This is a genomic window from Selenomonas sp. FOBRC9 (assembly GCF_000287655.1).
Classification (GTDB): domain Bacteria; phylum Bacillota; class Negativicutes; order Selenomonadales; family Selenomonadaceae; genus Centipeda; species Centipeda artemidis.
This window is the reverse complement of the sequence record NZ_ALJR01000002.1, coordinates 18,448-39,320: the sequence shown is the minus strand read 5'-3', so window position 1 is coordinate 39,320 and position 20,873 is coordinate 18,448. Positions and strand designations below refer to the sequence as shown.

General features: G+C 58.4%; 22 protein-coding genes. 6 read left to right on the top strand and 16 right to left on the bottom strand.

Translation table 11 applies throughout. The features are described 5' to 3' along the window. Nucleotides 1-5: 5 nt before the first annotated feature. The 5 genes from HMPREF1147_RS00420 to rpsF form a co-directional block, all read right to left on the bottom strand. Nucleotides 6-1,175: an ABC transporter permease gene (locus HMPREF1147_RS00420; RefSeq protein ID WP_009657207.1), complete on the bottom strand. Its 1,170-nt coding sequence runs from the start codon at nt 1,173-1,175 to the stop codon at nt 6-8. Next, nucleotides 1,156-2,193: an HlyD family secretion protein gene (locus HMPREF1147_RS00415; RefSeq protein ID WP_009657231.1), complete on the bottom strand. Its 1,038-nt coding sequence runs from the start codon at nt 2,191-2,193 to the stop codon at nt 1,156-1,158. The genes HMPREF1147_RS00420 and HMPREF1147_RS00415 overlap by 20 nt, the downstream gene beginning before the upstream one ends. A 172-nt stretch (nt 2,194-2,365) precedes the next feature. Then, the gene (gene rpsR, locus HMPREF1147_RS00410; protein ID WP_009350051.1) at nt 2,366-2,599 is read right to left on the bottom strand and encodes a 30S ribosomal protein S18; all 234 of its coding nucleotides are present in this window, start codon (nt 2,597-2,599) and stop codon (nt 2,366-2,368) included. Nucleotides 2,600-2,645: 46 nt separating this feature from the next. Further along, nucleotides 2,646-3,092, bottom strand: coding sequence for a single-stranded DNA-binding protein (locus tag HMPREF1147_RS00405; protein ID WP_009350050.1), 447 nt, complete (start codon nt 3,090-3,092; stop codon nt 2,646-2,648). A 36-nt stretch (nt 3,093-3,128) separates the two neighbouring features. Further along, nucleotides 3,129-3,437, bottom strand: a complete 309-nt coding sequence (gene rpsF / locus HMPREF1147_RS00400) for a 30S ribosomal protein S6 (RefSeq protein ID WP_009438065.1) — start codon at nt 3,435-3,437, stop codon at nt 3,129-3,131. 244 nt (nt 3,438-3,681) lie between these two features. On the opposite strand from rpsF, the gene trkA reads away from it, so the two are divergent. The 4 genes from trkA (at nt 3,682) to HMPREF1147_RS00380 (ending at nt 8,485) form a co-directional block, all read left to right on the top strand. Further along, nucleotides 3,682-5,031: a Trk system potassium transporter TrkA gene (gene trkA / locus HMPREF1147_RS00395; RefSeq protein WP_009657224.1), complete on the top strand. Its 1,350-nt coding sequence runs from the start codon at nt 3,682-3,684 to the stop codon at nt 5,029-5,031. Next, entirely contained in the window at nt 5,031-6,470 is a 1,440-nt protein-coding gene (locus HMPREF1147_RS00390) for a potassium transporter TrkG (protein ID WP_009657204.1), read from the top strand. The genes trkA and HMPREF1147_RS00390 overlap by 1 nt, the downstream gene beginning before the upstream one ends. Before the next feature lie 6 nt (nt 6,471-6,476). Beyond that, nucleotides 6,477-7,925: a TrkH family potassium uptake protein gene (locus tag HMPREF1147_RS00385; protein WP_009657237.1), complete on the top strand. Its 1,449-nt coding sequence runs from the start codon at nt 6,477-6,479 to the stop codon at nt 7,923-7,925. 71 nt (nt 7,926-7,996) lie between these two features. Continuing rightward, nucleotides 7,997-8,485: a YfbM family protein gene (locus HMPREF1147_RS00380; protein WP_009657227.1), complete on the top strand. Its 489-nt coding sequence runs from the start codon at nt 7,997-7,999 to the stop codon at nt 8,483-8,485. Between the two features lie 167 nt (nt 8,486-8,652). Here the strand turns inward: HMPREF1147_RS00380 and HMPREF1147_RS00375 are convergent, their stop codons facing one another. Continuing rightward, a complete protein-coding gene (locus HMPREF1147_RS00375) occupies nt 8,653-9,015 on the bottom strand; it encodes a helix-turn-helix domain-containing protein (RefSeq protein ID WP_009657219.1) in 363 nt (120 codons plus the stop codon). Nucleotides 9,016-9,173: 158 nt separating this feature from the next. Here HMPREF1147_RS00375 and HMPREF1147_RS00370 point away from each other — a divergent pair, with 158 nt between their 5' ends. Continuing rightward, nucleotides 9,174-10,127, top strand: coding sequence for an NmrA/HSCARG family protein (locus tag HMPREF1147_RS00370; RefSeq protein ID WP_009657240.1), 954 nt, complete (start codon nt 9,174-9,176; stop codon nt 10,125-10,127). 81 nt (nt 10,128-10,208) lie between these two features. Here the strand turns inward: HMPREF1147_RS00370 and HMPREF1147_RS00365 are convergent, their stop codons facing one another. The 6 genes from HMPREF1147_RS00365 to HMPREF1147_RS00340 form a co-directional block, all read right to left on the bottom strand. Further along, nucleotides 10,209-10,967, bottom strand: a complete 759-nt coding sequence (locus HMPREF1147_RS00365) for a carboxymuconolactone decarboxylase family protein (RefSeq protein WP_037350936.1) — start codon at nt 10,965-10,967, stop codon at nt 10,209-10,211. A 183-nt stretch (nt 10,968-11,150) separates the two neighbouring features. Then, nucleotides 11,151-11,948 (bottom strand): ABC transporter ATP-binding protein, encoded by a 798-nt coding sequence (locus HMPREF1147_RS00360; protein ID WP_232208025.1) that lies wholly within the window; start codon nt 11,946-11,948, stop codon nt 11,151-11,153. Then, a complete protein-coding gene (locus HMPREF1147_RS00355) occupies nt 11,949-12,737 on the bottom strand; it encodes an ABC transporter ATP-binding protein (RefSeq protein ID WP_009657239.1) in 789 nt (262 codons plus the stop codon). Continuing rightward, a complete protein-coding gene (locus HMPREF1147_RS00350) occupies nt 12,724-14,244 on the bottom strand; it encodes an ABC transporter substrate-binding protein (protein WP_009657210.1) in 1,521 nt (506 codons plus the stop codon). Before HMPREF1147_RS00350 ends, HMPREF1147_RS00355 begins: the two co-directional genes overlap by 14 nt. A 34-nt stretch (nt 14,245-14,278) precedes the next feature. After that, complete coding sequence (locus HMPREF1147_RS00345) at nt 14,279-15,124, bottom strand: ABC transporter permease (RefSeq protein WP_009657211.1); 846 nt, start codon at nt 15,122-15,124, stop codon at nt 14,279-14,281. Next, nucleotides 15,121-15,603, bottom strand: a complete 483-nt coding sequence (locus HMPREF1147_RS00340) for an ABC transporter permease (RefSeq protein WP_232208024.1) — start codon at nt 15,601-15,603, stop codon at nt 15,121-15,123. Before HMPREF1147_RS00340 ends, HMPREF1147_RS00345 begins: the two co-directional genes overlap by 4 nt. A gap of 40 nt (nt 15,604-15,643) precedes the next feature. On the opposite strand from HMPREF1147_RS00340, the gene HMPREF1147_RS00335 reads away from it, so the two are divergent. Then, complete coding sequence (locus HMPREF1147_RS00335) at nt 15,644-16,654, top strand: ABC transporter substrate-binding protein (RefSeq protein WP_009657233.1); 1,011 nt, start codon at nt 15,644-15,646, stop codon at nt 16,652-16,654. Between the two features lie 119 nt (nt 16,655-16,773). Here the strand turns inward: HMPREF1147_RS00335 and HMPREF1147_RS00330 are convergent, their stop codons facing one another. The 4 genes from HMPREF1147_RS00330 to lon all read right to left on the bottom strand — a co-directional run bounded on the left by HMPREF1147_RS00330 (nt 16,774) and on the right by lon (nt 20,808). Further along, on the bottom strand, nt 16,774-17,265 hold the full coding sequence (locus HMPREF1147_RS00330; RefSeq protein WP_009657232.1) for an Lrp/AsnC family transcriptional regulator: 492 nt from the start codon (nt 17,263-17,265) through the stop codon (nt 16,774-16,776). An 11-nt stretch (nt 17,266-17,276) separates the two neighbouring features. Next, nucleotides 17,277-17,738 carry an Lrp/AsnC family transcriptional regulator gene (locus tag HMPREF1147_RS00325; protein WP_009657228.1) on the bottom strand — a complete coding sequence of 154 codons (462 nt, stop codon included), beginning with the start codon at nt 17,736-17,738 and terminating at the stop codon, nt 17,277-17,279. Nucleotides 17,739-17,858: 120 nt separating this feature from the next. Further along, nucleotides 17,859-18,482 carry a ribosome biogenesis GTP-binding protein YihA/YsxC gene (yihA, locus tag HMPREF1147_RS00320; RefSeq protein WP_009438031.1) on the bottom strand — a complete coding sequence of 208 codons (624 nt, stop codon included), beginning with the start codon at nt 18,480-18,482 and terminating at the stop codon, nt 17,859-17,861. 10 nt (nt 18,483-18,492) lie between these two features. Further along, a complete protein-coding gene (gene lon / locus HMPREF1147_RS00315) occupies nt 18,493-20,808 on the bottom strand; it encodes an endopeptidase La (RefSeq protein ID WP_009657200.1) in 2,316 nt (771 codons plus the stop codon). Between the last annotated feature and the right edge of the window lie 65 nt (nt 20,809-20,873).

The window sequence follows — 20,873 nt, the reverse complement described above, 5'->3', positions numbered from 1 at the left end:
CTCCTTTAGGTTTCTAGGTGCAGTCTTGTCCCTGCGGGCTGCCCGTCCGCATCGCGCGCAAGCAGCTCCTTTTTCGCGCTGTAAAAACGCAGTGTGTAGAGGACGCCAACGACGGCGATGTAGATAAGAAACGCGCCGAATGTCGTTGCATATCCCATGAAGTCGGCACCGCGCGTGATGATGTCACGCGTGAAATGGAACTCCCATGTGAGCGGCCAAATATGTGAGAGTGCCACGACCCAGTCGGCGAAATGCGAAAGTGGCCCCGTCGGGCCGCCGAAAATGAAGCCGCCGGGGATGATGAGGATCATGCGGCTTGCGGCAACGCCGGGATTCGCCGCCGACCAGCCCGCGAGCGTCGTCACCATACCGAGCACAAATACATAGAAAATCTGGACAAAGATGAAGTTCGCAAGATGCCCCGCAAAGATGAGGTCGCCCCAAACGCGCAGTACCGCCATGCCGACGCACCACGAGACGATAAGGAGTCCGCCGTAGGGAAGCGTCCGCAGGACGAGATCCCACGGTGTTCCCGTGCGCAGGATGGCATCAAGCTCCCCCGTCAGGCGCAGGCGCGGGATCATACCGATAGTCGCAAAGGTGTAGAACATCGAGCCGAAGAAGAACAGGAAGCCAAGTGTCATGCTGTTGCTCGTCGAGGTATTCGGGCTAAAGAGCACGCGGTCGGCAATCTGTATGCCGCCGTCGATCGTGTCGTTCGTGCTGCCGGAATCGCCGTTTGCCGCCGCGTTCTCAAGCACGGCGAGCTCATTCATCGCTTCCTTTATCTCGGCGGTCTGTGCGGCGTTCGTGTTGTCATAGAACACGCCGATGTGATTCGCCGTCCCCGTATAGCGGTCTTTTTCGAGACCCTGCGGGAAATAGACGACGGCAATCGCCTTGTCGCGGTACAGGAAGGAGCGCGGATCGGCGGGCGTATTGACCACCGCCGTGACCTTCATGTACTCCGAGGCGTCGATGCGGTTCGTGAGCTCATGCGTGTAGGCGGAGTTATCGAGGTCGATGACGACGACGCCAGCATCTTTGGAGAAATTGCCCGCGAGCATCACGGACAGCACGACGGAGATCACCATGGCGACCATGATGGAGACCTTTTCATACGGCATTCCCTGCCCGGAAAAAAGGTATTTGAGCTCAGCTTTGAGTGAATGCACGGTCACTCACTCCAATCGTCATGCCGGGAATGATCCCGTCGGTCGGGTCGACGTAGATGCGAATCTGAAACGCGGAGAGATCCGCCTGACTCTTCTCGCGCGACATCTTGAGGTCGGCGAACCCCGGCGCCTTCGTCACGAGACGCACCGTCCCCGGCACCTCGCGGTCGCCCGCGACGGCATGCCCAGTGATGCGGTCGCCCTCGTGAATCCCGCGTACCTGATCCTCGCTGACGTAGATGTCATAATAGTCTCGATTACTTTCGAGGAGGACGACGGGGCGTCCCGGGGAGATCATCCCGCCTTCTTTGGCGAGGAGCTTCAGCACCTTGTCGTCCTCGGGCGCACGCAGCACGAGACGATCGCGCGCAACCTCGAGTTCCTTTTTCTGCACGAGGAGCATGTCTCGCTGCGCTTCGAGTGCCGCAACGTCGTTCCCCATATTTGCCGCGCTCCGGCGCGCCTGCTCGATGGTCGGCAGGGAGATGGACTCCGTATTGCCCGTATCCGCTGCGCCGCCGAGGAGCTGCGCGAGATTTTGCGCCTGCTGCTGCGTCGCGGCGCGCGCAACGGAAAGACGCATCTCGGCGTTGTCGAGTGCTTCCTTTGAAACTGCACCCTCGGCAAAGAGCGCCGCCATGCGCTCGTAGTCGCGTGCGCTGTTTGCCTCGGTCGCGCGTGCGGCATCGAGCGCCGCACGCTGCCGGTCAATCCCGCGAAAACTCTGCGTCTCGTTCGTATCCACCTGCTCCAAGGAGATGCCCATCGCTGTCTTTGTCCGGGCGATCTGCGCCTCGATCTGCGCCAGCTGCGCATCAATGCGCGCGAGCGCAAGGGTATTGTCCGTCGCGTCCAGCTCCATCACGACGTCGCCCGCGCGCACCTCGTCGCCTTCCCTCACAGTCTCGCGCACGAGACGCCCGCTCACGGAGTCAAAGGACATCTTAACCTGCTCGGCGGTGAGGATGCCCTCTTTTTGCCGCGTGGCGAGCACGACGGCATCGCTCCCCGTATACATGAGCACAAGGCCCCGCGACGATGAACAGTACGATGAACGCAGCGCCGACGCGCTTTGCCTTTGCCTTCGGATCCATATGACCGCTCCTTTCTTTCCCCTCTCATCCTATGTAAAAAGCGCCGCACCTGTGAAGGTGCGACGCCGGAAGAATCTCAGATTCTTTGTGTCTCCCTTATTCCGCAGTGAACGGAAGAAGTGCGATATTACGGGCACGCTTGATGGCAAGCGTGACCTGTCTTTGATGCTTTGCGCAGTTGCCGGAAATGCGGCGCGGGAGAATCTTCCCTCGCTCCGTTGTGAAGCGGCGCAGTTTCGCGGCGTCCTTGTAGTCGATATGGTCTACCTTATCAACGCAGAACGAGCAGACCTTGCGGCGGGGCTTGCGTCCCCGATCTCGTCTCATCATTTTATTTTTCCCTCCTTGTCACGGGATATTCCGGGCGCACGCGCGCTCAGAATGGAATCTCGTCGTCCGGAACCACGGGTCCCATCATGTCGGGTGCACCGCCGCCTGCGGCAGGTGCAGCGCCGGATCCGGCGGGGGCATCGTAGCCGCCCATACCGCCGCCGGCATTTTTCGAATCAAGAAACTCTACATTGTCCGCTACGACATCGGTCGCGTATTTGCGCTGCCCGTCATTGCCGTCGTAGCTGCGCACCTGAATGCGCCCCTCGACGCCAATGCGGCGTCCCTTCGTGAGGTTATTGCCGCAAATTTCGGCGAGTTTGTCCCAGCAGGTGACGGGGATAAAATCAGCCGTCTGCTGCCCCTCCTGCTGCGCCGCACGCGAAAAGCGGCGGTCAACAGCAACGGTGAACCGGCAAAATGCCTTGCCGCTCTGTGTGTAGCGTATATCGGGGTCGCGCGTGAGGCGCCCGATCAGTATGACTCTGTTCATTCGATTGTTCTCTCCCGCATGTCTATGGGATTCGTTTTACTCTTTGTCAGTTTCCGGAACACCGTTCTCCGCACGGACGATCATATGCTTTAAGAGATCGTCGGTGATCTTCATCACGCGGTCGCACTCGGCGACGCAGGCGGGCTCTGCATTGACATACAGCAGAACGTAGTATCCCTCGCTGTGGTCATTGATCTCATAGGCAAGGCGCTTCTTGCCCCAGCGATCCTCTTTCTCAATCGTACCGCCGTTTGCCTGAATGAGCTTCGTGAACTTCTCGATGACGGCGTTGGTCGCCTCTTCCTCCATCGGCTTCACGATAAATATGACTTCGTACATTCTCACGAAATCACCTCCTCTTTGGTCTGTGGCCGCCGCTCATCGCAGCGGCAGAGTGAAATTTTTCGCTGCAAGCGCGCACGAAAGACGCGCTTGGCAACGTGACTTAGTATAGCATGTTTGTGACGCACGCGCAAGATGCAGGAGGCAATTTTTATTCCCGTCGAGGCATTTGGTCAATGCGCGTTTGAATTGGGAGAAAATTATGGTATACTTCTTATGATATCAGTTGCTGCGGGAGGGAATTATTTTGCGTATTGTCATAGCGGGAGCCGGGCGCCTGGGCTACAGCATCGCGTCCCTGCTCTCGGAGGAGGGCATGGACGTCGTGGTCGTAGACGGCGAGGAGAGCCAGCTTGAGGCGGCAAAGACGACGCTCGACGTGCTCACGATCGCGGCGAACATCTCAAGTCCGCTCACGATGAACGATCCTGATATTAAAGGAGCGGACATCCTCATCGCCGTCACGGAAAGCGACGAGGTGAACATGGTCGCCTGCATACTCGCGAAGAAACACGGCATCCCCCACACGATCGCCCGCATCCGTGACATGAACTTTACGGTGGAGGCAAGCGCCTATCTCAAGGAAAATTTTGACATCGACCTCGCGCTCAATCCGGAGCTGATTACAGCACGCGAAATCAACCGCATCCTCATGACGCCAGCAGCGCTCAACGTGGAGGACTTCGGTCAGGGCAAGGTGCGTCTCTTTGAGACGCGCATCCGGCGCAAATCCGCGATCGCGCGTACGCCGCTGAAATCATTGAAGCTCCCGCCCGGGGTGCTCGCGGGACTCATTTTCCGCGATCACCGCATGATCATCCCCCACGGCGACGATGTGTTCCTGCCGGGCGACAACGCCTACTTCATCGGTCTGCCGGACAAGATTGAACAGTTCAGCCAAAGTCTGGTGCAGAGCGACACGCACAAGCTGAACCGCGCCGCAATCATTGGCGCGGGACGCACGGGGCGCGCCCTTGCGCTCATGCTCGAGCAGCAGGGCGTGCAGGTCAAGGTCATTGATAAGAACCGCGAGCGCTGCGAGCTGCTCGCGGAGAAGCTAAAGACGGGGCTTGCGATCTGCGGCGACGGGACGGATATCGATCTCCTCACGGAGGAGGGCGTCGCGGAGGCGGACGTCATTGTCTGCCTCACGGAGGATGACAAGCTGAACCTCATGCTCGCGCTGCTCGCGCGCCACCTGTCCGACAACCGCATCAAGACGGTCGTGCGCGTCGACCGCAACGAATACATCGACCTCATGGAGAAGGTTGGCGTCAACATCGCGCTCTCGGCGCGTCTGCTCTCGGCGAGCGAGGTGCTTGCCTATGCGCGCGGCGGTGATGTGGCACGTGTGACCCTGCTCGAGGGGGCGCGTGCGGAGGCGCTCGAGGTGATCGTCAGTCCAGGCGCACCCGTGACGGGCAAACAGCTCATGAACGCGCAGCTCCCGCGCGAATGCCTCGTCTGTGCCTATGTGCGCAACGAGGAGGCAGCGATCCCGAACGGGATGACGGAGCTGATGCCGGGCGACCGCGTGATCCTCTTCGTGCTGAAGAGCTTCGCACAAAAGGCGCTGTCTTATTTTGGAGACGACTGATGCGGTTCGATTTATTTTGGGTACTCATGGGGCGCACAGCGTATGTGTTCGCACCGCTCTACCTCGTGCCGTTCGCCTACGGGTTCATCTACGGTGTGGATGGCGCGAGCTCATTTTTCGCACTCAGCATCCTGACGGCGATCATCGGCATGGTGTTCGGCAATATGGGGCGCAGTCATATGCGTCAGCTGTCCGTGCAGGAGGGTATGCTGTTCATTCTCGCCATTTGGCTGCTGCTCGCCGTCCTCGGGATGCTGCCGTTCCACCTCGCTGGTCTGCATCTGTCGCCTGTCGATACGTTCTTGGAGTGTATCTCTGCGCTCACGACGACAGGCATGACGTCGCTCGGCGATGTGCTGCCGCCGACGCTCCTCCTCTGGCGGGCACTCCTCAGCTGGTTCGGCGGTCTGCTCTTCGTGGTCATTCTCGTGACGGTACTGCCCGTCGTTGGCGGATGTTTCGGCGTTGATTTCACTGTGGGGCAGGATCGGCTATTCAGCCCGCTCTGGAACCGCATGACAAAGCCGATGCACGAGATGATGCTGCTCTATATTGCGCTGACCGCGGTTGCCGCCGGCATCTATCTTGCGGCGGGAGATGCGGCGTTGCCCGCATTCATGCTTGCGCTCTTTACCATCTCCTCGGGTGCCGGCTCAATGACGGGCGGTATCTCTCCCACCCCCGCGCTGATGGCTGCGGGCGGCATCGTCTCGCTGCTCTCCGCCCTGCCGCTCCTTACGCTGTGGCAGGCAGGGCGACGGCACACGGCAAAGAACCTTCTTCATCATGCGGAGCTGCGCGCCTTTTTCACACTGCTCTTCTGTGCCGGCGTTCTTCTCGCTCTTTTGCCCATACTGCACGGGCTGCTCCCCGTGGGGGCTGCACTCGGGCACGGGTTCTTCTACGCCGCCTCCTTTCTCTCGACAAACGGTCTGACGCTGCGCCCGGCGGATGAGTTTCACGGATTTGCACAGCTCCTCCTCATCCTGCTCGCCATCATCGGCGGGTGTATGGGATCCGCGGCAGGCGGTTTCCGCATCTCGAGGCTCCTCGTATTATGTTCACTCGCGTGGACGGAACTGCTGCGCACGCTGCACCCACGTATGGTTTTCGCCGTGCGCCAAGGCGGCGAGATCGTCCCCCTGCACGCGGCGGGGCGCATTCTCATGCTCGTGTTTTTCTTCGCGGCGGTGTTCGGCGGCGGCAGTCTCCTGCTTGCTCTCGCAGGGCTCTCGCCCATCGAGACAATCTCCCTCACTGTGGCGTGCCTGACGACAACGGGCAGTGTCTCCTCACTCGCCGGGCTCGATACGCTCGCGGGGCTGCCCGCATGGACAAAGTTCTCTTGTGCGTTCTTGATGGTGCTCGGACGCATCGAGGTCTTTGCGTTCTTCCTGTTCGTCGGCGCCCTCTTTGAAAACATGCAGCGCAAGTGGTGAGAAGCTATGAACATCTACACGGTCAATTACATTCTCTCGCGTCTCGCCTTTGCCGTTTCGGTATCGCTCGTCATCCCGCTCGTACTCGCCGTCCTTTATCATGAAAGCAGCCGTGAGGCATTCATGCTCGCCGCACTTGTCAGCGCGTTCCTCGGCGCTGCATTCCGCCGATATGGGCGGCCTGCCGAGGAACTGACGGCACGCGAGGGGATCGCCATCACGGCATTCGGCTGGATGACGGGGACGTTTCTCGGGATGCTGCCCTATCTGCTCGGCGGCTACCTCGGCTTCCTCGACGCGCTCTTTGAGAGCATCTCAGGATTTACCGGGACGGGCGCAACGGTGTTTGCTTCACTCAGCCCCCTTCCCTACAGCATTCTTTTTTGGCGGATGATGACGGCGTGGATCGGCGGTCTCGGCATCATCGTTATCTTCATCGCGCTCCTCCCGCAGTCAGGGGCAAGCACGATCTACATGTATAACGCCGAGGGTGCGGGGCCAACCATGGATCGCGTGATGCCGCGCCTGCGCGACATGACGATGGCACTCTTTAAGATCTACCTCTTCTTTACCGTGGTGACAACGGTCGTCTATATGCTCTGCGGCGTCGATTTCAGCATCGCTGTGACCCATGCCATGTCCACGATTGGCAGCTGCGGATTCTCCACCTACGATGACAGCGCGATGCACTTTCACAGCGTCGCTTTCGAGCTGTGGACGGCGCTCTTCATGTTCCTGACGGGCGGCAGTTTTTCCCTGTACTATCGCGTGTGGATCAAAGGGCCGGGCGTGATTCGCCGCAATACGGAGTTCCGCACCTATTTCTTTATCGCGGTCGGGGCGATTCTCCTCATCACGCTGAACCTCAGTATAGAGATGAAGGTGGATATCCTCTCCGCGCTGCGCGCCGCCGTCTTTCAAGTGCCGTCACTCTCGACGACGGGTTTTGTCTCCGCCGATTTTGAAACGTGGCCGACCTTTTCCAAAATGCTGCTCCTGACACTCATGATGATCGGCGGGTGTGCGGGCTCGACGGCAAGCGGCATCAAGGTCGCGCGCATCGTGCTCCTCTTTCGAAGTGCCCGCGCCGTCATTCAACAAAAACTGAACCCGCACCGTGTCGTCGACGTCTCACTCGGCGGCGTCCATGTGGACGGCGCCGTGCTGATGCGCGTGGGAACGTTCTTCTTCCTCTATCTCCTCATCATCTGTATCACGGCGCTCCTGCTCACAGCGGACGGGCTCGCACCGTTCGACGCCGTCGCTGTCGCCGTCACGACCATCGGCAATATCGGCCCCGCGTTCGGCATCGTAAGCGCAACGGCGACCTACGCGCCCCTCTCCGATTTCGTCAAGTCCGTGCTCTGCATCACGATGCTCCTCGGGCGGCTCGAAATCTTTACGCTCCTCATTCTCCTGCGCCCATCGTTTTGGAGAAAGACCAAGCGATGGTAAAAAAATAAACGGGCAGCGCCCGCATCAGCATAAAACGATTTATTTTGCCTAAGTTCAAAGGAGGTAAAATCATGGGTATGTGTGCCAATTATTATGAAATCAGTGACGAACAGTTTAAGGAAATCGAATCCTCTTTGGATGTGATCTACGATTTCTCGGAGCGCGGAGAGGTCAATGAAGCCGATATCGACAAGATGTGGGACGCGCTCCATTTCTTACTAACCGGAGAGTCTGCCATGTACCGCCTTGAAGACAACCTGCTCAGCAATATGGTCGTTGGAAAAACCGCCCTTGATAATAAAGAAATTTTAATAGGGTACACTGAGCCCACAAGGGTAAAAGAGATTGCAAAAGAGTTGGATCAGGTCAATTTCGATGACATACTAAAAAAATTCAATATGCAAGAATGTAAAGAAGAGGAGCTCTATCCGAACATATGGGACTACGAAGAAGAGACGGAGGAAATCATGGAGGATCTAACATACTCCTTTGACACACTCAACAAACTCTATCACAGTGCCGCCGAACACAATCACGGCGTTCTCGTCATGATCGACTAAATGATTTTCCAACAGCGCATTATTTTCGCATCATTACCTCCTCAATCGCATCATTTGCGCATCACATGAGGAGGTAATGATGCGATTGAGGAGATAAATACAAAAGGCAGCCTGCATTTTCGAGATGCAGGCTGTTTTTATGGTTCGATTCGTTTACATCATCCTATTCAGTTCTCCTCGTCCTGCCATTCATCCAGCATAATATGATCGCCCGTCATTTGACGCCTGCGGATATTTTCACGCCCCCATGCGCACATAACGTCGACGATCGCATCGGCGGTGCGTCCGTATTCCGTGATTGAATACTCCACCTTGGGCGGCATCTGCTCGTATACGATCCGTTCGACGATTCCGTCCCGCTCAAGCTCGCGCAGCTGCTGGATCAAGACCTTTTCCGACACGCCGGGGATGCGGCGGCGCAGCTCCCCCGTGCGCTTCGTTCCCGCCATGAGCAGGCAAACGATCAGCGCTTTCCATTTGCCGCCGAGAATTTCCAGCGTGGCTTCTATTCCTAGACGATATTGTTTCATATAGAATGCGCCTCCCCGTCTATTATATCCTGTGCCGCATGCCCCGGCAATACTTACCAAAAGGTAAGCGTTTCCTTACTTCATTGTGCGTATTTACGTTTCTCTTTCGCTGCGTTATGATTCATGTGAGAATGCAAACGCTTTAAGGAGGATACGTTATGAACCGTTCAAAAAAACCGCTGATTACGATCACGGGCGTTTTGGGAAAACAAGGCTCAAGCGTCGCCAAGACGCTGCTTGCCGACGGCCGCTTCGCTGTGCGCGGGATCACGCGGCGCACGGATACGCCCGAAGCACGGAAACTCGTCCGCCGCGGCGCCGACCTCGTCAATATACCGCTGACGCTCGGATATAAAGATGCGTTCGAGGACGCCTTTCGCGGCTCCTACGGGGTCTTCTTGATGACGCCCAATCTCCCGCCGCCCGCGACTCATGAAACGGCGCTTGGCAAAGAGCTCGCGGACGCCGCCGCTGCGGCCGGCGTGCGGCATATGGTATACAGCAGTCTGGAGAACGTCGATCAAATTACGGGCGGGAGACTGTCCGCGCCGCATTTCACCGACAAGGCGTGTGTCGAAGCATATATCCGTACCCTTCCCGTTCAAAGCAGCTTTATCTACCTGGCGTTCTTCTATACGAATTTTATGGAATTCTATACGCCGTATCGAAAAGACGGCGCCGACACACTCGTCTTTCCGATTTATCTGCCGGAGGATTTCAAAGCGCCGTTCGTCGATCCGACGAGCGCCACGGGACCGGCCGTTCTTGAGATCCTCTCCCATCCGGAGCAGTATGCGGGCGCCTCCCTGCCCGTGATCGGCGACGTTCTCTCGCCGCGGGAAGTTGTCGATGCCTTCGTCGAGGTCACCGGCAAGCAGGCGATATATAGTTCCGCGTATACGCGCGACGAGCTGCTCTCCCATTTCCCCGATTTTGCCGCGAACAAGCCGCTCGTCGAAGAGCTCTGCGGCATGACGCGCTACGCGGTCGAATATGGCTATTATCAAAAGACGCGCGATCTGTCATGGTATCGAAAGATCAACCCGCACGCCCTGCGCTGGAAGGATTTTCTCCGCACAACGGGATGGCAGGGCGAGAAGATTTCATTTTGACCGCGCGGCTCTCCGTTCGTACATCGTGGCAAAAAAGCAGCCTGTGTTTTTGAGGTACAGGCTGCTTTTATGTATTTGTTATTATTTTAGTTTCCCGTACGCTTCATCGGATACGGGCGCGCACCACTCGTTGCTCGTGTGCTCGCCCGGGACTTCGATCGCGAGATGCGAAAACCAACTGTCCTTTGCCGCGCCGTGCCAATGCTTCACGTTCGGCGGGATGTTGACAACGTCGCCCGCCCGAAGTTCCCGCGCATCCTCCCCCTCCTCCTGATAGTAACCGCGCCCCGCGACGCAGACGAGGATCTGCCCGCCGCCGCGATCCGCATGATGGATATGCCAGTAATTGCGGCACCCCGGTTCAAAGGTCACGTTATAGATGCCGAGCTGCGACGTCGAGAGCGGCGCGAGGTAACTCCTGCCGCTGAAATACTGCGCGTAGGCATCGTTCGGCGCGCCGATGGGAAATCCCATCTGACGCGCATGCCGCGCCATCGCCTCGTCGGCACCGCTCGTCCCCTCCGCCCACACTTCCTTTGCCATGCGGAATGCCGCCCACGCCTTCGGCCAGCCCACATAAAACGCGGCGTGCGTCAGTATCTCCGCGATCTCCGTCCGCGTGATGCCATTCTTCTTCGCAGATTCGAGATGATAGCGGAAGGATGTATCCGTGAGTCCCTGCGCCATGAGCGCGACCACCGTCACAAGGCTGCGGTCACGCAGCGAAAGCTGCTTCTCGCAGCTCCACACCTCGCCGAATAATACATCGTCGTTCAATGCTGCGAACTTCGGCGCAAATTCTCCCAAAATATCCCTGCCTGCGGTCTGTTTCACTGCCATCTTCGTCACCTCTTTCTTCCATATATCCCACTGCGATACACTGTTATTATCTCTTCCTAGTGCATTTCTGTCAATATCATCTCATTACCGGCTCGTTTAGGCATGACACGAAACGATAATAAGACGTCTGAAGAAAAGGAAAAGACTGCCGCCCGGTGTGGTACGGCAGTCCCGAAATCTGCATTAAATGACAGACCGGTGCGGCAATTGTGCCGCCAAAAGTCGTTTCGTAAACGGATGGCGCGCTTCATCGCGGAGACGAGAGGCGGGAAGCCGCTCGACGATTTCGCCGCGCTCCATGACAAAGACAGTCGTAGTCATGCGCCGAACGACGGCGAGGTCGTGCGTGACAAACAGTCCGGTGAAGGGCTGCGCCCGGTACAGTTCTTCGATGAAGGACAGCACAGACTCCTGCGTCACGACGTCTAACGCACTCGTTGGTTCGTCAAAAAGAAGCAATTCCGGTCGAACGAAGAGCGCGCGGATGAGCACGACGCGCTGGAGCTGCCCGCCCGAGAGTTGATGCGGCAGACGCTCCGCCGCAGCGGTCTCAAGACGCGCCCGTGCGAGCATGTCGGAGAGTGCCGCCGCCTCGCCTTTGGGCTCGACGATGCCAAACGCCCGCAGCGGGGCAAGCAGGAACTCTCCGATGGTCATGCGGGGACTGAACGCTTCGAGCGGATTTTGGAAGATGAGCTGCATCTGTCGATAGACAGAATTCCCCCATCCGTCCGCGCCCGGCGTCAGCACCGTCCCCGCAAAGGAAATCGTGCCCGCGCACGGTGGCTCAAGCCCCGCGAGCATTTGCAGCAGGGTTGATTTGCCGCATCCGCTCGCGCCGACGATGCCCGTGATCTCGCCTTTGGCGAGACTGAACGATACACCGCGCACTGCCTCGATGACGCGCGCGCCCTCGCGATAGGTCTTGCGGAGGTCGCGCACCTCCAATACATCATCCGCCATGCCCGCTCCTTGTCTCATTCAACCGTCCGCCATATGCGGCACCGCGCGCAGGAGCACCCGCGTATATTCCGCTGTGGGACGCTCCAGTACGGTGCGGCAGTCGCCGCTCTCGACGAACCTCCCCGCCTGCATGATGAAAATACTGTCCGCCACATATGCCGCCGCATCGATATTGTGTGTGACGAAGATGACGCAGCAGCCCTTTTCCTCCACGCGCGCCCGCAGACGGTCGAGCAGACTGCGGCTCGCAATCACGTCGAGCGCGCTTGTCGGCTCGTCAACGAGCAGGAGTTTCGGCGTGAGCGCGAGCGTCATGGCGGTGGCGGCGCGCTGCCGCATCCCGCCGCTGAGCTGGAAAGGATATGCCGAGAGGAGCTTTTCCGCGTCCTCTAGGTTCTCCCGACGCAGCGCTTCGACTGCAATCTCATGCCATCCCTCCCCCGCGCCGTGCGCCGCGAGGTAGTCGCGGAACTGTGCACCGATGCGGCGGATGGGACTGAGATATGTGCCCGGCTCTTGAAAGAGAAAGGCAATATCCTGCCCCATCATGGAGCGCCGCGCCCGTGCGGACAGTGCGAAGAGATCGGCGCCGTAAAAGCGTACCGTTCCCCCCGTCACCGCACCGCCGTCCGGAAGGATGCCGATGAGCGTGCGCAGGAGCGTAGATTTGCCGCAGCCGCTCTCACCGACGACGGCGGCGATCTCGCCGCGTCGCACGGTCATGGACACATCACTCAGGAGGCGGCGCGTGCCGACCTCCACGCGCAGCGATGCGACCTCGAGCAGAGGAATTTTATTTTCCGTCAACGGTGAGATCCTTCGTGATGAGATAGTAGTCGATCGGATGCACGACGACGCCTTTGACATTCGACTGTGCAACGACTTGGTTCGTCGGGCAGACGAGATAGAGATTCGGCACGTCTTGGAGCACGAGATCCTGAATCTTCCCGGCGAGCTCCATGCGCTGCTTAGCGTCCGCCGCCGTGACCATCGCGTCGAGGAGTTTGTCGACCTCGGGATTCGCGTAGTGTCCGACGTTCTCCGGGCTCGTGGAGCGGAGCGTCTGATCCATATACCAGTAAGGATCGTTCGTCCCCATCGTGATCCAGTTGCTCTCGGTCAGGTCAAAGTCGCGCTTCGTCTTTGCCTCCTCCGAGTTTTGGACACGGCGGAGGTTGACCTTAATCCCGGCTTTTTGGAGCTGGTTCTGTACCGCTTCGTACAGCTCCGTCTTGCTGCCCCACACGTTGATCGTGAGTTCGAGCGGCTTGCCGTCCTTCGTCACATATCCCTCGGCGTTCTTCTCCGTATAGCCCGCCGCCTTCAGCAGTTCCTCCGCCTTCGCGAGATCCATATGCTCGCGCAGGGATTCTTGATACTTCGGTCCGATGTTCGGCGGGAAGGGTGCGCCCGCAACGACCGCACCGTTGCCCTCGATCTTTGCGAGATCGTCATAGTTCACCGCATAGCTGACCGCACGGCGCAGGTTCGCGTCCTTCAGTACGCCGTCAAAATTCATGCGCAGCATGTAGACGCGCACGCCGACGATTTCCTCGATCTTGTAGGAAGCGTTTTCAAACAAGCTGCGGTTCGCGCTGTTGCAGCGCTGAATGAGGTTCACATCGCCGGACTGGAGCGCCATCGCGCGCTTGTTGTCGTCCTCGAGGTTCTTCACCGTGAGGGTATCGAGACCCGGCGTGCCGTCCCAATAGTATTCGTTGCGCTTGAGCTGAATCTCTTCGCCCTTTTTGAACCCAACGATTTGATAGGGGCCCGTGAGCACGGGCGCGGACGCCACGTTGGAGAGATCCGCCTTCGTGTTCAAAATGACGAATGCCGGCTCGGTCAGCGCGGCGAGCAGCGCGCCGTGCGGCTCCGTCGTCTCGATGACAAGATCTTGTCCCTCGACCTTGAGGTCTTTGATCTTCGAAGATTTCTGCGAGCGAGCGCTCTCCTTGAGCGTGCGCTCAAGCGACGCCTTGACGAGTTCGGGCGTCATGGGCGTGCCGTCTTGGAACTTAACGTTCTCACGAATGTGGAACCGCCACGTCGTGGGGCTCGTCGCTTCCCACTTGTCCGCGAGCTGCGGCGTGAACTCCATCTTATCCGAGACGGTGACGAGCGTTTCGCCCGCGCCGATGCGCGTGACCGTCCAGCCGTCCCACTCGTGCGCGGGATCGACGGATTCGCCAAACCAATAGAGCGCGGCGCTGAGATGCTTCCCGCTGTCCGCCGCCTTTTCCTGACCGCCGCAGCCCGCGAGCAGTCCAACGCTCAGCAGCATGACCGCCAGCATCGCATAGATTCGTTTCATACTTTTCCTCCTTCAACATTTCCCCAAAACGCGTTCAGTTTTTCTCCGCAGCATCACCTCCCGCAGGATCCATCACATCGCGCAGAATGTCGCCGATGAAGTTGAACAGCAATATCGTGATAAAGATCGCCGCACCCGGGTAAATCATGAGCTGCGGCGCCGTCTGCAAATAATCGCGCGCCCCCATGAGCATCGTCCCCCACTCCGGGTACGGCATGGGCACGCCGATGCCGATGAGCGACAGCCCCGCCACGGTGAGCAGGATCTCGCCGATGTTCTGAAAGACGAGCACCAAAAGACGCGGCACGACGTTCGGCAGGACGTAGGAGAACACCGTTCCCAAAAATCCCGCGCCCGCAAACCGCGCATAGCGCACATAGGTCTTTTCCCGCTCCGCCTGCACGAGCGAGCGCGCGACGCGCGCATACTCCGCCCAATGCGTCAGGCAGAGGGAGAAGATGAGGTTGTCCGTATCGGGGCCGAGCAGACCGATGAGCGCGATCGCCACAACGAGCGCGGGCATACTGAGGAAGAGATCGAGCGCCGCCGTTACGATGCGGTCGGCAAAGCCGTGCAGGAACGCCGCGAACGCCCCGATGAGAATCCCACCGACAGCCGTGATCGCCACGATAACGAGCGAGAGCGCGATGCTGATGCGCCCGCCGCAGAGCAGGCGCGTGAGTTCGTCGCGCCCGAGCTGATCCGTACCGAGAGGATGCGCCGCCGTATTCGGCGCAAGACGCATCGTCAGATCCTGCGCATAGGGATCACCGGGCGAAAGATACGGCGCGCATACGATGACGAGCATCCACACGAGCAGCAGCGTCCCGATGATGCGAAAATCACGGCGGTGCAGGAGGCGCGTCCAAAAGAATCTCATAGCTGCCGCGCCCCCTTTGCCTGCAAACGGCGCGGGTCAAGCCACAACGTGAGCACATCCGCAACGAAATTCGCCGCGACAAAGACGCCCGCTCCCCACAGCACATACGCCTGCATGAGCTGATAGTCGCGCGCGAGGATCGCCGTCGTCATGAGCTGCCCCATGCCGCGCCAGCCGAATATCGTCTCGATGACCGCCGAGCCGCCCATGATATTCCCCATCGTGATGCCGAGCATCGGCAGGAGCGTCATCAGCGCATTCGGCATGATGTACTTCCACAGCACCGTACGCTCGGAGAGCCCGAGCGTGCGCGCGCCGAGCACATAGTTTTTCCCAGCCTCCTCAAGGAGCGCCGATCGGATTCGGCGGATATAGAGCCCCGCGAGCCATAGAGCGAGCGCGGCGCAGGACGTGCTTACCCCCGCACTGCTCGAGGACGTGTTCGAAGTGCCGTTCTTCACGAGCATCCGGCAGGACACACGATATCTATATTATTAACACCCATAAAGGAGGACATTTATGTTCAAGACAAAGAAGAAAATCCTGGCAAGCCTCGGCGCAGCGGTCCTGCTCCTCGGCGCAGGATGCGGACAGCAGCAGGCGGCGGAAACCAAGACGGAAAGCGCCGCCTCGTCCTACACGCCCATCTCGTGGACGGAGAACATCGGCGGCACGGAGCTGCAGATGAAGACCACAGCCCCGCCGACACACGCCGTCTCCATGTCACAGGCAACAACCGAGATGCTGCTCACGCTCGACCTCGGCGACCACATGGCGGGCACCGCGTTCAAGGAGGAGGAAATCTATCCGCCCCTCCAAGCAGCCTATGAGAAAGTCCCCGTCCTCGCCGAAAAGTGGCCGTCCTACGAAGTCTTTATGGCGGCAAAGCCGGACTTCGCAACCGGTTGGGAAGTCCCCTTCACGAAGCGCGGCATCGAGGCGGACAAAATCACCGCACAGAATATCCCCATCTTCGTCCCCGACTCCATGCAGTCCACAAAGGCAGATCTTGACATGGTATTCGCCGACATGATCAAGCTCGGCGAAATCTTCGGCGTCAAAGACCGTGCCGAGGCATGGGTTGCGGATCAAAAGAAGCAGCTCGCCGCCGTGCAGGACAAAATCGCAAAACTGCCGCATAAGCGCGTCTTTGTCTTTGACTCCGAGGACGGCGAACCGTTCACCGTATTCGAAGGCTATACGCCGAACCTCCTGCGTCTCATCGGCGCGGACAACGTGATGAGCGGACAGGGCGTCGATAAGACGTGGAGCAAGACGAGCTGGGAGAGCGTCGTCGCCGCCGATCCCGAGTACATCATCATCGCCGACTACGGCACGAGCATCCGCAACGAAGACGACTTCAATCAGAAAGTCGAGAAGCTCAAGGCAAATCCGCGGCTTCAAGGAACGACTGCCGTGAAGGAAAATCACTTCGTCCGCGTGAAACTCTCCGAGATCACCCCGGGCGTGCGCAGTGTTGACGCGCTCAAGCGTCTCGCCGAGCAGATCCACGGCGTAAAGATCGACTAAATCAATACGCACACAGAAAAAGGGCGATTACATCTCCATGTTCACAGATGTAATCGCCCTTTTCATATGACGTCTTCCATACTATTTTATTCTTTTCATTTACTCACGTAAAATTTGCTCTATTCGTCTTCCGTGAAATACTTCATTGAGGTTTTTTTCCACTCGTGCTTGGTATAGAGCATCCGCCGCTCCGCGATCCCGGTCTCTGCGGCGAGTACGGCAGCAATCTCCTCACACTCGTCGCGGCTGTATCCGTGGATCATAGTATAGAGGTTATACCGCCAATCTTCGCTGCGGTTGCGGTCATAGCAATGCGAGACGCGCGGATGCTCCGCCATGCGGCGCGCGACCTCATCCATTTGTGCATCGGGGACGTCCCAGACGCATAGGGCATTCGCGGTGAAGCCGACTTCGCGGTGTCGGAGCACCGCGCCCACTTTGCGAATTTTTTTTTCTTCGCGCATGGCGGTGATCCGTGCGAGAAGTTCTTCTTCTGTGATGCCGATCTTCTCTGCCAATATTTTATATGGCTCGGCGACAAGCGGGAACTCTCCCTGCAGGAGACGGATGATTTTCTTATCGAGGATGCTGATTTCTGCCGTATCAGTCATGTCGCGCCTCCCTATGCGAGCTTGAATTGGACATTGATTTTATAGCGCCGTTTTGCCCGAAGGCTCATTGCGCGTTTAACCCCCTTCAGCGCGGCGACCTCTCGGAGGATCTTCTCCTCCGCTTCTTGTGACACTGTCAGCAGTGTAAACCAAAGATTGTAATCCCCTCCCGCACGCTCGTAGTTATGCGTTGCCCCCGGATAACGGTTGACCGCCGCCGCAACGTCGGGCAGGCAGCTTTCGTCCACTTCGAGCGCGATGAGTGTCCCTCTGTAACCAAGTCGCTCGGAGTTGAAAAATGTGCCGATGCGCCGGAGATAGCCCTCTCGTTTGAGCGCTGCAAGGCGTTCAAGCACGTGCTCCTCATCGGTTTCAAGCTGCTCGCCCAAACGCGCAAACGGCCGCGAACACACCGGCAGGTTCCCCTGCAGGAGGTTCAGCAGCCGTTTGTCAAAATCGGTTAATTCCATCATCGTATACATCTCCCTAAAAATACACACAGCGCGGTCACTTCGCGTGCCGCGCTGTATGTCCGCCTTGCTCAGGGGCGGATGCCTCGGCACAAAGATGAACCGCATTCATTTCTCTTGTTCCTATTCTATCAGATTATCCTTCATCACGTCAAGCAATTCTGAACGACCTTCATTTTTTGGAGACGCATAGGGAAGTATTGTAAGTTCCGGAACACCGAGGGCGCGCCGCATCGCCGCGATCTGCGCACGACAGGCGTTCTTGCCGAGTTTATCCGCCTTCGTCGCAACGACGAGGACAGGGATGTCATGTGCGATGAGCCACGAAAACATATTTCGATCGGACTCCATCGGCATATGACGAATGTCGAGCAAGAGGCAGACGAACCGCAGGTATTCGGAGGTCAAGAAATATTCTTCAATAAATTTTGCCCACGTCTTTCTGCTGTCGCGCGCCGCCTTTGCATAGCCGTAGCCCGGCAGGTCGACGATATGCACGGGATGCCGCTCCTCTCCCCCGTCGATACGCAGCAGCAGTTCATAGAAGTTGATGGTTTGCGTCTTCCCCGGCTTCGAGGAGACGCGCGCAAGCTGCCGTATCCGTGTAAGGGAGTTGATGAGGGATGATTTTCCGACATTGGATCGCCCGATAAATGCGACCTCGGGACGGCGCACCTCCGGATACTGATCTTTCCGCACGGCTGAGGCAAGGTAGACGGCCTTCGTGACCACGACGCTTTCCTGCACGGCAAACCTCCTAATTGTAGAGCGCGATTTTGAGTACCTCATCCATGTGTGTGACCGGTACGAACTCAAGTGCCTCGCGCACGGTGTCGGGGATGTCCTCGATGTCGGGGGCATTTTCCTGCGGGAGAACAATGGTCTTCATCCCTTCGCGATAGGCGGCAAGGGTCTTTTCCTTCAGCCCGCCGATGGGAAGAACGTTGCCGCGGAGGGTGATCTCTCCCGTCATGGCAACGTCGCCGCGCACTTTGCGCCCCGTGAGGGCGGAGATCATCGCGGTCGCCATGGTAATGCCGGCAGAAGGACCGTCTTTTGGAATGGCGCCTTCGGGCAGATGGATGTGGATGTCGTCCTTTTCGTAAAAATCCTCCGCAAGAGAGAGTGCTTCGCTGCGGCTGCGCACATAGGAGAGCGCCGCCTGTGCGGATTCCTGCATGACATCACCGAGCTGTCCCGTGAGGATGAGCTTCCCCTTGCCGCGCAGGACGTTGACCTCTGTGCGCAGGACATCGCCGCCCACCTCTGTCCATGCAAGCCCCGTAACAACGCCGACGAGCGGTTTTTTCTCCTGCTTCGCCGCGTGATATGCAGGCTTTTCGAGAAATTCGACGAGGTTCGCTTTTGTGACGCTGATCGGCGCGGTCTCACCTTCGACGATGCGTCGCGCGGCTTTGCGGCAAAGACGCCCGATAACGCGCTCGAGCGAGCGCACGCCCGCCTCGCGTGTATAGGAGCGGATAATCTCGGGATAGACGCCCGCGGCAACACGGATGTCCTTCGCCTTCAGCCCGTTCTGGGTGCGTTGGCGCGGCAGGAGGTGACGGCGCGCGATCTCGACCTTCTCGAGTTCGGTATAGCTCGATAGGTTCAGGATCTCCATGCGGTCGCGCAGGGGCGCGGGAATACGTGCGGCGTTATTCGCCGTGACGATCCAAAAGACGCGCGAGAGATCAAACGGCAGCTCGACATAGTGATCGCTAAACGTACAGTTCTGCACGGGATCCAGTACCTCAAGCAGTGCTGCCGACGGATCGCCGTGAAAATCCATCGCGATTTTATCCACCTCGTCGAGAAGGAATACAGGGTTCTTCACCCCCGCGCGGCGAATTCCCTCGATAATGCGTCCCGGCATTGCGCCGACATAGGTACGGCGATGCCCGCGAATCTCCGCCTCATCGCGGATGCCGCCAAGCGATGCGCGAATGAATTTTCTCCCCATGGCGCGCGCAATCGAAGCTCCGAGTGAGGTCTTTCCGACGCCGGGCGCACCGACAAGACAGAGGATCGGTGCACTCTGCTCTGGCGCAAGCCTCCGTACAGCAAGATAGTCAAGGATACGCTCTTTGATTTTCTCCAGCCCATAATGGTCACGCTCGAGAATGTTATGCGCCTCCGTCATATCGACGTGCTCCGCGGTCGTCTCCGTCCACGGCAGCTCCGCGAGGCAGTCAAGATAAGTGCAAATGACACCGACCTCGGAGCTTGTCGCAGGACTGGCATCCAATCGGTGGATCTCACGCTCAATCGTCTCGCGTACGTCCTTTGGAAATTCTTTTTTCTCTAGGATACCGCGATAGCGTTCAACATCGGCGGATTTATCCGCATCCTCGCCCAGTTCCTTATGAATTGCCTTGATCTTTTCGCGCAGGTAAAAGTCCCGCTGTACCTTGTCCATTTGTTTTCGAACGCGACGGCCAATCTTCTGCTCGATGCCCATGATGTCAAGCTCATGCAGCAGTACCTCATAGAGGTATTCGAGGCGGGCGCGTACGTCGAAGAGGGTAAGGATTTCCTGCCGAACGTCGTATCTGAGATTGAGATGACTTGCGATGATGTCTGCGAGCCGCCCCGAGTCCTCCATGATGGAGATGGAGACCAGCGCCTCGGGCGGGAGTTTATGCGAGATTTTTACCCACTCTTCGAACTTGTCGGAAACACCGTGCGTAAGTGCTTCCACATCTTTGGAGGCCGGTGCGCCCTCTTCTTCCTCATACTCTGAAACATCTGCCTCGGCATAGTTCTCTCCTTCACGGTAGGCGAGGATTTTCGCCCTCGTTTTCCCGTCAACGAGAATGCGCAGAACGCCCTCCGGCATACGCAGAAATTGGCGAATCTCAACAACGGTACCGACCGTATAGAGATCGCGCTCCGTCGGATCCTCGGCGTCGGGGTCGCGCTGGGCGACGACAAGCACCTCGTTGCTGCCCGCAATGGCGCGTTCAGTGGCCGCAACGGACCGATCGCGCCCCACATCGACGTTGACCATCATATGCGGGTAGACGACAAGACCGCGCAGCGGAAGCACCGGCAGTGTTCGTTTCTCGGCCATAATATTTCCTTCTCAAATTATCGTTATTCGGGTCAAAAAAAGGGACTGCCGCAGAAGGCACGCCC